We start from the raw sequence: 14,266 nt of genomic DNA, 5'->3' as shown, positions 1-14,266 counted from the left end.
GATTTCTGCCGGCCGCGGATTGCGAGACCGTAACCCCACTAATATTGCGAATAAGCCTGCGACCAAAACGATTGAATTCATTGTCATAAATAAGATCCGAACTGATGCTTTGGATTTTCTCTCATCCGAGAAGGTGGTGAAATTAAGGCTCGTGTCCGACTATGAGAATTCTAAGTTCAAATTGGACCGTTTCATCAATCCGCAGGTTGGGTGGTATCAATCAGGCAAACAGCGCTGCAAGAGCGGCGTTTGCTTGTTTCAGTAATCATAGACCCTGACAAAAATCGGCTCGGGTGCAGGAATCGGATGGAGGCCGGAATATGGTTTGTGCGCAGGCAGCAGGAAAACAGGCCAATCGACAGCGCCATCCAAACGCACGCGATTTGGCCCTGGTTGCAACAACACCGGTAGCTGCACTGGTTCGTCCTCGACCAACAATGACACCGCCACTGGTTGCCCGCTTTTGTCGAACAGTCCGAATTCCTGCTCAAGAGGCGTTTCAAACGTCACTTCGCTGACATCCGATAAGCGAACTCCCGGAATGCCAATGTTCGGCGCAACCCGAACATAGGAGTTTTTAAGAAACGGTTTCATCAGCTCGCGCAGTTTTTGGGTTCGGTAGGTGTCAATGATCAAATGCGGCGGTACGGCACGCAGTTTGCGCATGAAGTCCGAAGCTTCGCCTTCGGTATTCGCGATGTGAACCTGTCGCGTATCAAGCCACCGGCGCTGAGATTCCGCGTGGTTTGACAGCATACCGATACCATCAAAGTACTTTTCGTTGGGCCCAAGCAGAGTTTCGACCTGCCGGATGAGATCAATCTCAGCCCGGTTGTCGTGTTCAATATACGTGATGTTGCGGGCAAAGCTGAGAAGAACGGCAACGATCCATACCGCATGGATCAATTTGGCCTGAAACTTGCCGCGTGCCGCGTAGTCCAGTGTGGCCGGGGCCCAAAGGCACAGAAACGGGATCACCATGATAAACACATAGGGCCAGGGCTGATTATGACGTGCAATCAGCACGATCATGACAAGGGTGAAAACCAGCGCAACCCTATGCCCGGACGTCAGCGTCCTCCATCTGTAGAGACTTGCCAGCAGTCCAAAAGCGGCGAGCAGATAAGGAAGCAGATTTCGCTCGATCGTCTGCCCATAAAACATCCCCAAAGTGGTGTAATAGACATGTCCGCTTGTGGCGACCCTGAGCGGACCTTGGAAAAGAGAGGTCAGTATCGTCAGACTGTCCCAGCCACCGAACGCGATGCTGTAGACAAGAATGGGAATGACCCACCCGGCGACCAGCATTAGGCCGCGCCTAAGTGCAGTTAGTAGATCCAGACGCAAAAGCGCCTCAACCACCAGTCCAAGGCCAAGCGCGAGATTGAAGTAAACCGCCTTTTGCGTCGCGATGAAGGCAAGCCCGCTGAACAATCCGGCGATCAGAATAGTCTTTGCACGAGATATGTCTCGGGGCACGATCCAATACAGCGCAGCAGTTGCGAAAAACAGCGCCAGAGACTCGGATCGGGTACGAAATACCCGCTCGATAAAGGTTGAAAAGCTGAGGGCCAGCAGAATGACCAGCAACGCGCGTACCCGGTCCTGACCCAGTTTCCGCGCGATGCCATACAGCAGGGCCAGCGTTCCGCAGGCCAGTAAAGCGGTCTGCAAGCGGCCGATCATGATGGCCGACACCGCATCCCAACCCAGCCAATGCGCCGGTTTGTAAAACACCGCATAGCCGACCGCCTTGGCCGGCCAGATCGTATCAAAGAACCCATTGCCCAGATATTTAGACTGCCCGAATTGCCAGAATTCGTCCATCACGAACTGGGTGTTGAACGCGAAGAACACCAAGAAGCCGAGCTTGGCGCATAGTGCAACACGTATGGCCCACTGATAGCGCAGCATAGGGTCACTGGTTTCACCAGCACGGGCGTATTGCAGATCTGAGGCTTGCAACGTCTTACTCAACTGGCGCGTTTAAGCTGGCTTTTCTTTCCTTCGATCATTTCCATCCGTCCGCGCGGCACCCGCGTCCGAGCGTTCCAGGCTTCGTCAATTTCGGTTTGCTTTGGCGGCAATGCACTGGTCACCGCTTTGTCACCACGGATGATCGACAACAGGAAATTCTTGAATGCGTTTACCGAACGCAGGCCTTCCTTGGGATTTGTAACCGCCTGCAGCGCTTTGCGCACCATATAGGTCGGACGGAAGTGGAACTTGCGCACTGCGTATTCGCAAAAATCCTCAAGATCCTTGGGCGACAGGCCAGGCAGGTCCAGAACACATCGGTGCTGACCATCGGGATTCAGCCATTCGTCGAAATTGGTTGTGGCCAGATAACCGCCCTCCTGTGCCCATTCATAGGCACCGGTGCCCGGATAAGGCATCACCGGATAGAACTGGGCACTGTCGGGATTCAGTTCTTTGGCCAGCTCAAGGGTCTTGGCCAGCGTCTCTTTTGTTTCACCGGGGAATCCAACCATAAAGCAGCCGTGGACGAGAATACCCAGCTTGCGGCAGTTCTCCATAAAGTCCTTTTGTTGCTGCAATGTCTGACCCTTGCGCATGTTGATCAGCAGGGTCTGGTCACCGGATTCAAACCCGGTCGCACATTGCCGAAGCCCGGCTTCTTTCAGGGCTTTCAACGTTTCGTAATCGACATTGACGCGGATGTTGGCAAACCATGGCAGCGTGATACCGGCCTCTTTGACCAGCCGGGCAATTTCCTGTGCCCGGACCCGGTCTGAGGTAAAGGTGTCATCCTCGAAAACGATCTCCTGAACTTCAGGCATGTTGTCCTGAATCCACTTCATTTCGTTTACGACATCTTCGGGCGACCGACACCGATAGCTGTGGCCATGCATCACCTGCGGATAGACGCAGAAAAAGCACCGCGCCTTACAGCCCCTACCACCGATCAGCATGACCATGGGCTGGTTCGCGATCGTGAACAGATAGTTTTCAGGTGTCAGGAATTGCTTGTAGACCGGGGCCACCCAAGGCAACGCATTCATATCACTGATCAGGGTGCGATCACCGCTCCGCTCCGAACTATCGCCCGATCGCCACGCCAGACCGTCAACCGACGAAATCGGCTGCCCCTGCTCAAGCGCCTCGGCAAGCTCGGATATGGTAAAGTCGTATTCGCCAATCGCGACAAAATCCAAGGCCTTGCTTTGGGTCAGGGCCACTTGCCACTCAGCCGTTACATGGGTTCCAGTACAGCAGAACCTGGCCTGCGGCAGAGTAGCCTTGAACAGATCAACGGTTTCCAGATCATGGTTAACGCTGGGGGTTGATGTTTCGATCACCACCAGTTCAGCGTCGAAGTCACGCAATCTGTCGATGGTGTCCTCGCGCGACAGCTCGTCAGCGGCGCAGTCCAGCAACAGACATTCATGGCCTCGCGACATTGCCAATGCAGTGGCATGCGCCAACCAATAGGGATAGTACAACGTCCCCGATTTGATCACCCCGGGACTGCGTTGAGACCTGGAAAAACGCCAGTCTCTGAGAGGCGGATTTACAAAGGCGATTCGCATTGCGTTGGTCCCTTTCCGTGTGCGGGTATTGATGTCTTTCCCACGCCAGACAACCATTGTTCAAGCAGTTGATAACCCGAGTTCAGGGCCGCGATCTGCGTTGACCGGATCGACGAGATCTGGGCCGCATCTTTGGTTGGTTGGTCAAGCTTTTGCAGCACCGTATCGGCCCAGCAGGGGTCATTCAGTTCAACCACACGGTCCTCGTACCCAGCCTGCTTGCAAAAGGCGCGGACCTTGGCCGCGTAGTTCAGAGCAACAAACGGCGTGCTGCTGTTCGAGGCGAAAATCACCGGATGAAGCCGCATTGAAATGAGCGCTGACGATGCGGCGATATGGCCCTGCACCTGAGAAGGCAGTAGTTCCTCGGTTTCAATACATTCGATGTCGCAGCCCGTCTTTTGGACGATCTGTTCGGCAAAGGCGCGATCTTCAGGATTCATGGTCGGCAGCATGGCCAGTTCGCGCCCGGCCTCGGTCAATCGGGTGACCAGTTTGGTCCAGTTCTGAAAGCTCTCATCGATCTTTGCCTGATCCAGTTCATACAGGTTCTCGAAATTGGCCCAGGCGCAGGGGGATATCAGTATGCGGTTCGCAGATGCCGTGACCGGTGAGGTTGGCAGCAAAAGCGCCGGATCGGCTGCTGTGCTTGCATGACTCAGACCACAATCCTGCAGCAGCTTGGTCGAGGCGTCATCGCGGGTAATGACAAGGGATCGGCGGCCCAAAGCCCATCGCGTCAACCAGCGGGAAAAACCTCGCTGCAATGGCCCGACCCCGATACAGAACACGCCGGTTCGCGTGCGAAACAACCGACCAAAGGCAAAAAGCGAACAGACGACCACGTGCTTGGGCAGGCTCAGATCATGCAACCATTGCCCGCCCGAGATAAAGATGCCCTGAAAGCCCGAAAACACGACAAGGCTGCGCATTGCATCAGGTATAAGGGTAAGGGGCTGAACCGCTCGCGAACTGCTGGCTGGGGCCAGCGCGTCCAGAATGACACGTTCCCGCGCTTCTTTGCTGGCGGGCAGCGGACGGGTGTCAATTCCACTTGGTCCGAAGGCAATCAGATATGGGTCCACCGCATTTCCGGGCTGGGACAGGAATTTCTCCAGCCGTTCGGACACCGCGCAAAGAATTGCCTCATCCCCTTTGTTTCCCGCGTTCTTGAGCGCAATCATCCCAACGCGACAGCGTTTGCGGCGCGCATCGAGATTGTCGCCGCTGATGAACAGCCCGGCGATCTGACCCAAACCGTATGGAAGATGCGTCATGGCAAAAAGGGCGGTCAATCGCAGCCAAAGCGCCGGTTTTCTAACCCCAATGCACAATGCTAGGGAAACCACTGCAATGCAGATCAAGTAAATTGGCAGCACCAGCAGCACCAATGGCGGAACAAGAAACACCGGCGACCAGGCGTTCGGGTGACGTCTGATCAGCCAGGTACGGCCTTTTCCATACGCGTACATGTTCTTTGCCCAGCTTCTCAGATCAGCACGCTGATGATGCACGACAACTGCATCCGGAATTGCCACCAGCGACTGCCCGATGTCACGCAACCGCCGGGAAAGGTCTTCGTCCTCTCCCATGCGCGCGAAACGCGGGTCGAAACCGCCCGCCCGTTCAAGCGCTTCTCTTTTGTACAGCACATTGAGCGTTGGAATATGCGGCACCGTTGCTTCAGACATGGGTATCTGTCCCTGCAAAGAACCGCGTGACCCCATATAGGATGAAAGCATTATGGCCAGCGCATCATAATGTGCGCTCTGGCCCGCTGGCGGTGCATTGCCTCCACCCACTGCGGCAACGTCGAGCCGAGTTGCCGCATTCAGCAGGTTCTCAAGCCAGTGCGCAGGGGCTTCGCAATCCGCATCCAGAAAGGCAACAAACTCGGTACTGGCCGATCTCCAACCGACATTCCGGTTCTTGCTGATCGAACGCGTGGCACTGGTGATGACCCTAAGGCCGGGAAAGGCCTCATTGGCGAGCTTGACCGTCTCGTCGGACGACCCGTCATCAACCAGTATCACCTCGGACGGTGCGCGGTTTTGCTGATGCAGTGACCTCATGCACATGCTGATTGTCTGCGCGGCATTCCGGGCGACAACGACAACGGTCGCCTGTGGCTGTGACGTTTCGGTCATGCCAGCACCTTCCGTTTCGTAAACGCTGGGGCCATCAGAAGCGGCGCGATGATAGTCATACTGGCAAAACCCACGACCCGCAGTGCAAGCGCAAACTCCAATGCCTTTTCAAAGCCATACCCCAGAAACGCCAATACCCCGGACCAGCCCCATTCCTGAAGGCCCAGATTTCCCGGCGTGAATGCGGCAAGCTGTGTGGTCTGAACGATGGTAAAGCCCTGGGCCGCGTCCAGCGACGAAATCGAGTACCCAAGGGCAATCACAACCAGTGGCGCTTTGACCAGTATGGATAGATAGCGCAGGACCGACAGGCCATAAAGCTGGGATACCGTCGACGCGGAACATATCCGCGCGATACCACGATCATCCTGCAGAGCCGGATGTTCTGCCAATCTTGGATGAAGCCTGCGCAATACGGGGATCAGATGGTCCAATTGCATGGACGCCAGCATACCTAGACTGAGAACACTGATGGTACAGGCAAACCATGTTATTGCGCCACCACCAATGGTCCAAGTAATCAGGGTTCCCAGTGCCATACATATCAGGACAGCCACGTCAAAGAACTGCTCGAAAACCGAGCTGCCCGCCCCGCGAGTAAAGGGAATATCGTGGAACCTGCGACCGGCCCAACCCCGAACCACGATCGACGAAACATAGGTGGTCAACAATTGCGACAACAGCGCCGAAGCTGATGAGCAGGCCAGAAAAAAGGAAAACTCCTGCGGCGCCTGATCAGGGGTTATCTTGCGGAAGACTATGCGCCATTTCAGCGCCGATATAGATATTTGTAGACCGGTCAGCGCAAAAAAGCTGATCAGCAACCACTGCGGCGCGTCAGACAAACGACGCACCAGATCACGAAGGTCGAGGCCACTCCAAAGGACCGCGCAGGTCACGAGGACCAGCGACAATACCAGAAACACTACTGATCTTAGCCAAGTCATGCCGGTTGATTGAGCGCCGCAGCGCTGTGACCAGAGATGGCCGTTTCGCGTGCAGGCAGAACCGCATCATGGCGGGATCTGTTTCCGGCAACGATGGAAAGAAGAAAGCCCGAAAAGAACAGCTGCACGCCGATAATGATCATCGTGAAGGCCGCGATCAGTGGCCGCATTTCGTTCAGAGACCCGAAGTTCGACGCAATCCAGCCGGTGGTGATTGTCGCAACCCAAAAAGCACCAATAAGTGCCAGAGATGCGCCACCGAGAATCCAGTATTGCAGGCGGGAAAAGCCCAGCCAGTACCGCGCCCTTTCTGTCGGAACGCGTAATTCATCACGATAGCTGCCCATCAGCGCAGCCAGCCACAGCACAATGGTCTGGGATGCCAGAACCATCGATGCGCTGGCAACAACAGCCCAGTGGTCGCCGAACTTGAACCCACCAATCAATACCATTTCCTGGTCACCGCCCAACTGCAGCAACACAGTGATCGCAAAGCCGATGGCAAACAGGAAAAGGGCAGGCACCAAAAACAGCCATGTAGGGCTGAGCATCAGCATGTAGATCAGGTGCCTTAGTCCGTCACGCCACGGATTCAAGTGCGGCGCGCGTCCGCGCCCGTCTGGTGACAACGTAATCGGAACTTCGGCGATGGCGAATTTCCGTAACACGGATTTCAGCAACATCTCCGACGCGAACTCCATGCCCGTCGAAGACAGGTTAAGTCGGTTCAACGCCTCTTTTTTGATCGCACGGAGACCACAATGCGCGTCGCCGATCTCGGTACGGAACAGGAACCGAAGGATACCCGATAGGGCAGGATTGCCGATATAGCGGTTTTTCCAGGGCATCGCGCCTGGTTTGATCTCACCGCTGAACCGGTTACCCATGCACAGATCGGCACCATCCATCAGGCGCTGGATCATCGGAACGGCTTCGACAAAATCGTAAGAGCAATCGCTGTCACCCATGACCAGATAGGCCGCGTTGGTTGCAGCAAATCCACCGATCAGCGCAGCGCCGTATCCGCGCTGCGGGACATTGACTACGCGCGCACCGGCATCTTCTGCCAGTTTCTGACTTCCATCCGTGCTGCCGTTGTCAGCAACGATTACTTCCCCGGTCAGTTGGTACTCGTCTTTTAGCAGCACCAACGCCTCACGCGCGCGACTGACGCAGGCCGAGATAGTCTCGGCCTCATTCAGGCACGGCATGACGATGGCGACGGAGTTTTCGTGCGGTACCATTGCTCTGAAGGCTCCCGATGCCCGTATGATTCATTCAACAAAAGCTAAAAAACAGGGTAATTGCGTCCAAATCGTGACCGCAACCTGACGAATTCGAGCTTGGCGGGGACTTCAGCAAGCACATCCAGCGGCACACGACGAACGATTGTCACCGCAACAGCATTGCAGATCATTTAACCCGCGCATCCGAAACATGGTCCTAGTGGACGTAATATACATTAATCACAATACCTTACGCAGGCATCGGGCGGCCCGTATCTACTACCACGCCTGCCACCCTCTGCAGATGGCGAGCCACGGAGATTCAGAAAAGCTGTGAAGCGTCCGAGGCATCGATTTCACACCCTAAAAAGATCCAGACCCTATGACGTCGTTGCATCAGCCTTTTCATTGATCGATGCGAGTATCCTGTTTCGCTGAATCTTCCCGGATGGCCCCTTTGGCAAATCGGCCAATATGTAAATCTCATCAGGCGATTTGAACTTACCCAACCTGCTTTCACATATGCCCAACAGATCCAGCGGCGTCAGGTTTGAACCGTCTCGAATCTTGACTGCTGCCGAAACTGTTTCGCCATAGCTTTTACAGGGCCGGGCAAAGGCTGCAGCCTCAATGACATCGGGGTGGGAATACAGCGCTTCGTCAATCTCACGAGGGGCAATATTCTCGCCACCCTTGATGATCAGCTCTTTCAATCGCCCCGTCACATAGACGTAGCTGTCTTCATCCATGCGCGCCAAATCACCCGTTCGCAACCAACCATCCGGAGTGAAAGTACTCGCCGTCGCATCAGCATTCCTGAGATATTCCAACATCACGTTTGGCCCACGAATGACCAACTCGCCCTCGGTACCGGCTGGCACCTGTTTCAGGTTTGCGTCAACTATCGCTGCTTCGTTCCCATAGGCGATACCGGGTGAGCCGATCTTGCGAACACCGGGCGGGAGCGGATTTGACAGGATTTGCGCTGCCGTCTCGGTCAGGCCCATGGTTTCAACGATCGGTATCCCAAAGCGATGTTCAAATGCTTGCTGGACATCGGGAGCCAATGCGGACGAAGCCGAACGGCCAAAGCGAACGCGCTGGCGGGTTTCGTCATCGGGGTCGATATCAGAATGCAACAGGTGCGATATGATGGTGGGCACAACCGAGAACCATGTTGCCTGCGACCGCACCAGATTCCCCCAGAAACGGCTCGCTGAAAATTTCTCACACATGGCCAGCGAACCTCCGGACACGAGTGTACCCATGACGGTCACGCAAAGCCCGTTGATGTGATAGATCGGCAGAACGCAAAACCCGCGGTCGGCTGCGCTCAACTCGTGGGCGATGGCCGTCGTCCAGCCACCGGCCAACAAGCTTGCTTGGCTGTGCACGACCCCTTTCGGGCGCCCGGTGGTGCCCGATGTGTACATCAACAGCGCATGATCGCCCGCTGATACATCATGTAGCGCAGTCGCCGCTGGCTCGGTGGTTGGAACTTGCAATGCAGTGATTGTCGATGAATCTGCGGTCCGCTCGAACAGGTCAGCCTGACCCGGATGCACAAATCCATATCGCGCGCCGCTATGTTCCAGCGCATAGGAAACCGCGCTGTCGCCAGCGACCAGATTGATCATGGTCGCCCTGAGCCCGCCGTATAGAATACCAAAAAGAACCTCCAATGCCTCTCGGCTGTTTGGATACAGGATGGCGATGCTTTCCCCTTTTGCCACTCCCATTTCGGTCAGCATAGTCGCTATACGGCGAGCGGTGTCACGCAGCTCTGACCAACTCAGGTCTGGCGCCCCGTCAGGAAACACAAAGCCTATTCCGCCCTGCCCGGCCCGCAGGTCCAGCCAGTCACGGACGGTTCCTTTTGGTGGCTCGTTCATCGACCGGCCTCCGCCCAGTACTGGCCGAATATCTCATCCAGCTCCGGTTCACGTGGCGCAATCTCGCGGACGATTTTGGTGGTTTGTACGAAATGCCTCCAATGAAGATTGGTATCGATGGAGTTTCCGCCCCAGCTGCCGCATCCCATGGATAGGGAAAACGGCATCCCATTGGTGAAACTGCCACCTGTCGCAAAGGTGTGAGCTTGATTCACAATCACCCGGCAGGTGGGAAGATCGCGCCCCAATTCTACTGCGCGGTTGTCATCGGATGTGTGAATTCCAACCGAATGACCCGCCCCCTGATACTCCAATATCCGCGTGGCCAGTGCCTTGGCTGTTTCGAAATCCGGTGCCCTGTACAGTGCCAGAACCCGGCTGAGCTTCTCTCCGGACAGGGGGTGATCCGGTCCGATCCCATCGGTCTCGACCGCCAGAAATCTGGTGTCACCGGGAACTTTGTTTGCCATCCCCAGGGCTTCAAGCATCTTGTCTGCGTCCTGTGCGATGGCCGAACGGTTGAGATGTCCGTCTGGCCACAGCCGTGCCACGATACCATCGGCGTCTGACGCCGGAACTAACGCTCCCCCCTCGTCGGCCATCGCGGCAACAAAGTCGTCATAGACCGCATCTACCACGACAACCGCATTCTCGGATGAGCACGAGGTTGCGTTGTCAAAACACTTGGATGCCGTGATTTTGGCCGCCGCGCCCACAAGATCGGCGGTTTCATCCACAATCACGGTCACATTGCCCGCGCCGACGGCGACTGCGGGTGTGCCGCAAGATTGTGCGCGGTGTACGTTGTTCTGGCTTCCGGTGCAGATCACCCGGTCGCATGCTTCCATCAGTCGTTGGGTTTTTGCCTTTGAACCCGGCGCGGGGATCATCTGGACCAAATTCCGATCCAAACCCAACTTGTCGAATTCAGTATGGATGTAGCTCAGCAGCAGTTCACATGAGGCGACCCCCTTAGGTGACGGGGCAACGATGATTGCGTTGCCGCCCTTTAGCGCGTTGATGATGTTATTCGCCGGCGTCGCGGCAGGGTTGGTTGAGGGTACGACCGCTCCAATGACCCCGATGGGCCGGGCAATCTCGGTAATTCCCGTTTCAGGATCGTCACTGATGACGCCGTGTGTCTTTGCCTCAGCAATGTCGCGCAGCAGGCCCAGCGTCTTGCGGTGGTTCTTGGTGATCTTGTCTGGCACGTTGCCCAGACCGGTCGTCTCCACCGCCAGTTCAGCAAGCATCTGGTTTCGAGCGGGCTCCATGATCGCCCAGCCTGCTGCAAGTGCCGCCTTGTCATAGAGAGCTTGACTGCCCGATGCCTCAAAAGCGATCTGGGCTTGGCGGGCCTCTGCCACGATCCGGTCAATTTCCGCAATCTCAGGGGCTATGTCGTTCGGAGCGTTCATCTTGATCCTCGATTGATTGTCCGGGGCGGATTGATCCCGCCCCGATTTCGGCCTTTCAGAGACCGGCCAGCAATTCATTCAGGGTTTGCTGGCGCTGCGCCCACATCTCGATCACTTCGTCACGTGTCATGATGTGCATGGGTGAACCGCCCGCCTCCATCTTCTTGGCGACGCGGGAATTGGCAAACATCTCGGGCACGGTCACTGAGAGTTTCTCGATCACCTCGGGAGGTGTTCCTTTGGGCACCATCACACCCCGGAAATTGACCGACGAATTGTCCACGTCCAGACCCTGTTCCATCATGGTCGGCACATCCGGCAGGAATGCGTTCCGCTCCAGATCAGCAACACCAAGGATTTTTACATTGCCTGCCTCTTGTGCGCGGAAGGCGTCGGACAAGTTGTTGATTCCGCCCATAACTTCACCAGCGATCACGGCTTTCATGGCCGCTGCACCGCCACCCTTGGTTGGGATGTAAGCCATCGTGGTTCCGGCGGCCTTGTCGATCTGCAACGCAGCGATGTGGTGGCCCACGAAAAGACCTGCGCCAGATACGGTCAGCTTGCCGGGATTTTCTTTGGCATAGGCAACAACATCTTCCATCGAATTGAATGGGCTGTCCGCGCCCACGACAAACACGGCCGGGTCTGCGCCCCAATTGGCGATGGGCTCAAAGCTGTCAGTCGAGTATTCGACACCACCTTTGATCGACTGCGCGATGAAATGCGGTACATTATAAGCGGCCAGAGTGTATCCGTCGGGGTCAGCCTGAGTGGCAAACCAGTTCCAGCCCACACGCCCGCCTGCGCCAGGCTTGTTGATGATGGCGATGGGCATTCCCAAAGCATCCTCGTTTCCGGCGGTCATGGTGACGATCCTTGCCTGAAAGTCTGTCGCTCCACCGGCCCCGTAGCTGACCATCATCATCAACGGTCGTTCAGGGTATTCCTCGGCCAAAGTGGCTCCTGTCAGACTCATAAGGGCTATTGCTGCCCCTGCAATCAGTCGTTTCATTTTACGTTTCCTCCCTGATTTGGTTCACCCGCGCAGGCGCGGTCAGAACAGAATTTCCCTTGGTGTGTAGACGTTCAGAAGCATGGCAAAGAGCCCGTACATCACCGCCACGAAGACCGCCGTGATGATCCCGCGTTTGAACCAGCTTTTGACCTCGGAATGCGGTGCGGGGTCGTAGATCGACAGCAGGATGAAGAAGGCGATGGTTGTTGCGGTGTAGAAACCCAGCGTCTTTGCGGCCCAAAACACGTAGATCAGGGTGATGACCAGCCCCGGCAGCATGTTGATGAACATTGTGCGTGTCACACCGCTACCGACTTTGGACAAACCCATGATCGCCTTGCCAAACGTCCACCCGGCCAGAACCACAAAGACAGTTGCGATCAGACGGGGGAACAGGAATGCTTAAGCTGGTTGCTGGGTATAGCTGACCCATGTGACCCATAGCCCAACGGCAAAGACCAGGCCCGAACCAAAGATATGTTGTGTTCGGTTCATGCCTGCGCCTCCTCTTTGGTGGTGTAACGGCGGCTGCGCAGTTCCATCCAAACCGAGTACATAATCGAGGCCAGAACCACCGCGATCAGGAACAGGTTCAAGCCCCCGGTCAGGAAGTATGAGGCCTTGCCGACGGTCGCGTCAGCGATCATCCCACCTTGAATGAAGTTGGCTTCAGCAATCGGCCCAAGGATCAAGCCCAGCACCAGCGGTGCAGCAGAAAATCCGAACCGTTCCAAAAAGAACATTCCGATGCCGAGGCAGGCCATGACATAGACGTCCCCCATCGAGCCCTGAACCGAGTAGGCCCCGAAAACTGACAGAGCCAGAACGATGGCCGCCATCACTGATTGCGGGACCTGCGCGACCCGCGCAGCCAGCCCGGCAACATAAAGGCCGAAGATACACATCAGCACCTGCCCGATCAGCATTGAGTTGATGAAGGTCCAGGCCACATCCGGGTGATTGTCGAACAGGTCCGAGCCCGGGAAGATCCCGTGGATCAGCAACCCGCCAAGCAAAACGGCGGCGGTCGGGCTGCCAGGAATCGACAGCGTAAGCAGCGGGACCAGCGACGGGCCGACCATGGCGTTATTGGCGGATTCCGCAGCAATCACACCCTCGGAATGGCCGGTGCCGAACTTGTCCTTCTCGGATGAAAACTTCTTGGTCTGGTCATAGGCAACAAGGCCCGCAATCTGCCCGCCGACGCCCGGGATAAGGCCAATGATTGATCCGGTCAGCGTGCCGATGCTCAGCGCGCGGGTGCGGCTGAATAATTCTCTGAACGCGGCCGTTATCGAGTGGCGCTGTACCTCGATGACCTCGGCCCCGGTGTTGTGGCGGCCCTTTGCGAACATGGTCAGAACCTGAGGGATCGCAAACAGACCGATCAGCGCAGCGATGATGTTAATACCACCTCCCAAAGCTGGGTGAAAAATGAACCGCTGCGCCCCCATGATGTCGTCGAAACCGATGGCGGCCAGCCACAACCCGATACAGCCCGACAGCAAGCCCTTGACCACCGACGCAGAATCCAGCGTGCCGATCACCGTGACGCCGAGTATGGCAAGCCAGAACAGGTGCGACGGACCAAATGCCAGCGCCCATTGGGCCAGAACCGGTGTGAGGAAGATCAATAACAGCACACCAAAGATGCCACCAACAGCCGAGGCCAGAAACGACAGTTGCAGTGCCCGGGCACCCTGACCTTGTTTGGCCATGGTGTGGCCGTCCAGAGTGGTGGCGATATTGGCCGGGGCGCCGGGGATCTTCAGCAGAATGGCACTAACAGCCCCACCGGCAACGGTTGAGGTATAGGCAGCGCCCAACAAGATCAGACCCTGAGCAGCCTCGAGCTGAAAGGTGAACGGGATCAGCAAGGCGACGGCCATTGTCGGTGACAGGCCCGGGGTCGCTCCAAGGATCAGCCCACCGATCGTGCCGCCCAGAAGCAGCAGGAACGACAGCGGCGTGAACACATCTCCGAAGTAGTAAATGAATTCCATCCAGGGCCTCCCAACCCGTCAGATCGTGCACTTTTCTGTTTGTTGACAAATCAGGTTAGGGAAT

The 14,266-nt window shown here is 56.4% G+C and carries 9 protein-coding genes and 1 pseudogene; all 10 read right to left on the bottom strand.

What is annotated here, in order from left to right; translation table 11 throughout:
• Positions 1-258: 258 nt before the first annotated feature.
• A complete protein-coding gene (locus tag ACR0CW_RS12290; RefSeq protein WP_480788009.1) occupies positions 259-1,977 on the bottom strand; it encodes a DUF7055 domain-containing protein in 1,719 nt (572 codons plus the stop codon).
• Positions 1,974-3,551, bottom strand: a complete 1,578-nt coding sequence (locus ACR0CW_RS12285; RefSeq protein ID WP_480788008.1) for a B12-binding domain-containing radical SAM protein — start codon at positions 3,549-3,551, stop codon at positions 1,974-1,976. Before ACR0CW_RS12285 ends, ACR0CW_RS12290 begins: the two co-directional genes overlap by 4 nt.
• A complete protein-coding gene (locus tag ACR0CW_RS12280; RefSeq protein WP_480788007.1) occupies positions 3,533-5,698 on the bottom strand; it encodes a glycosyltransferase in 2,166 nt (721 codons plus the stop codon). Before ACR0CW_RS12280 ends, ACR0CW_RS12285 begins: the two co-directional genes overlap by 19 nt.
• A complete protein-coding gene (locus tag ACR0CW_RS12275) occupies positions 5,695-6,645 on the bottom strand; it encodes a lysylphosphatidylglycerol synthase transmembrane domain-containing protein (RefSeq protein WP_480788006.1) in 951 nt (316 codons plus the stop codon). Before ACR0CW_RS12275 ends, ACR0CW_RS12280 begins: the two co-directional genes overlap by 4 nt.
• A complete protein-coding gene (locus ACR0CW_RS12270; RefSeq protein ID WP_480788005.1) occupies positions 6,642-7,889 on the bottom strand; it encodes a glycosyltransferase family 2 protein in 1,248 nt (415 codons plus the stop codon). Before ACR0CW_RS12270 ends, ACR0CW_RS12275 begins: the two co-directional genes overlap by 4 nt.
• A gap of 362 nt (positions 7,890-8,251) precedes the next feature.
• Positions 8,252-9,763: an AMP-binding protein gene (locus ACR0CW_RS12265; protein ID WP_480788004.1), complete on the bottom strand. Its 1,512-nt coding sequence runs from the start codon at positions 9,761-9,763 to the stop codon at positions 8,252-8,254.
• Positions 9,760-11,181 (bottom strand): acylating sulfoacetaldehyde dehydrogenase, encoded by a 1,422-nt coding sequence (gene sauS / locus ACR0CW_RS12260; RefSeq protein WP_480788003.1) that lies wholly within the window; start codon positions 11,179-11,181, stop codon positions 9,760-9,762. Before sauS ends, ACR0CW_RS12265 begins: the two co-directional genes overlap by 4 nt.
• Positions 11,182-11,236: 55 nt before the next feature.
• Entirely contained in the window at positions 11,237-12,196 is a 960-nt protein-coding gene (locus tag ACR0CW_RS12255; RefSeq protein WP_480788002.1) for a tripartite tricarboxylate transporter substrate binding protein, read from the bottom strand.
• Between the two features lie 42 nt (positions 12,197-12,238).
• Positions 12,239-12,694 (bottom strand): annotated as a pseudogene (locus tag ACR0CW_RS12250) (tripartite tricarboxylate transporter TctB family protein).
• Positions 12,691-14,202: a tripartite tricarboxylate transporter permease gene (locus tag ACR0CW_RS12245; RefSeq protein WP_480788001.1), complete on the bottom strand. Its 1,512-nt coding sequence runs from the start codon at positions 14,200-14,202 to the stop codon at positions 12,691-12,693. Before ACR0CW_RS12245 ends, ACR0CW_RS12250 begins: the two are co-directional and overlap by 4 nt.
• Positions 14,203-14,266: the final 64 nt, after the last annotated feature.

It is taken from the genome of Ruegeria sp. CH6, from assembly GCF_056537005.1.
The sequence above is the reverse complement of the archived record's forward strand: the minus strand, read 5'-3'. Positions and strand labels throughout refer to the sequence as shown.

Excerpts from the sequence above, each read along its gene's own strand:
- ACR0CW_RS12255 (WP_480788002.1), bottom strand. The coding sequence starts at position 12,196 with ATGAAACGACTGATTGCAGGGGCAGCAATAGCCCTTATGAGTCTGACA.
- ACR0CW_RS12265 (WP_480788004.1), bottom strand. The coding sequence starts at position 9,763 with ATGAACGAGCCACCAAAAGGAACCGTCCGTGACTGGCTGGACCTGCGG.
- ACR0CW_RS12280 (WP_480788007.1), bottom strand. The coding sequence starts at position 5,698 with ATGACCGAAACGTCACAGCCACAGGCGACCGTTGTCGTTGTCGCCCGG.
- ACR0CW_RS12285 (WP_480788008.1), bottom strand. The coding sequence starts at position 3,551 with ATGCGAATCGCCTTTGTAAATCCGCCTCTCAGAGACTGGCGTTTTTCC.
- ACR0CW_RS12245 (WP_480788001.1), bottom strand. The coding sequence starts at position 14,202 with ATGGAATTCATTTACTACTTCGGAGATGTGTTCACGCCGCTGTCGTTC.
- ACR0CW_RS12270 (WP_480788005.1), bottom strand. The coding sequence starts at position 7,889 with ATGGTACCGCACGAAAACTCCGTCGCCATCGTCATGCCGTGCCTGAAT.
- ACR0CW_RS12275 (WP_480788006.1), bottom strand. The coding sequence starts at position 6,645 with ATGACTTGGCTAAGATCAGTAGTGTTTCTGGTATTGTCGCTGGTCCTC.
- sauS (WP_480788003.1), bottom strand. The coding sequence starts at position 11,181 with ATGAACGCTCCGAACGACATAGCCCCTGAGATTGCGGAAATTGACCGG.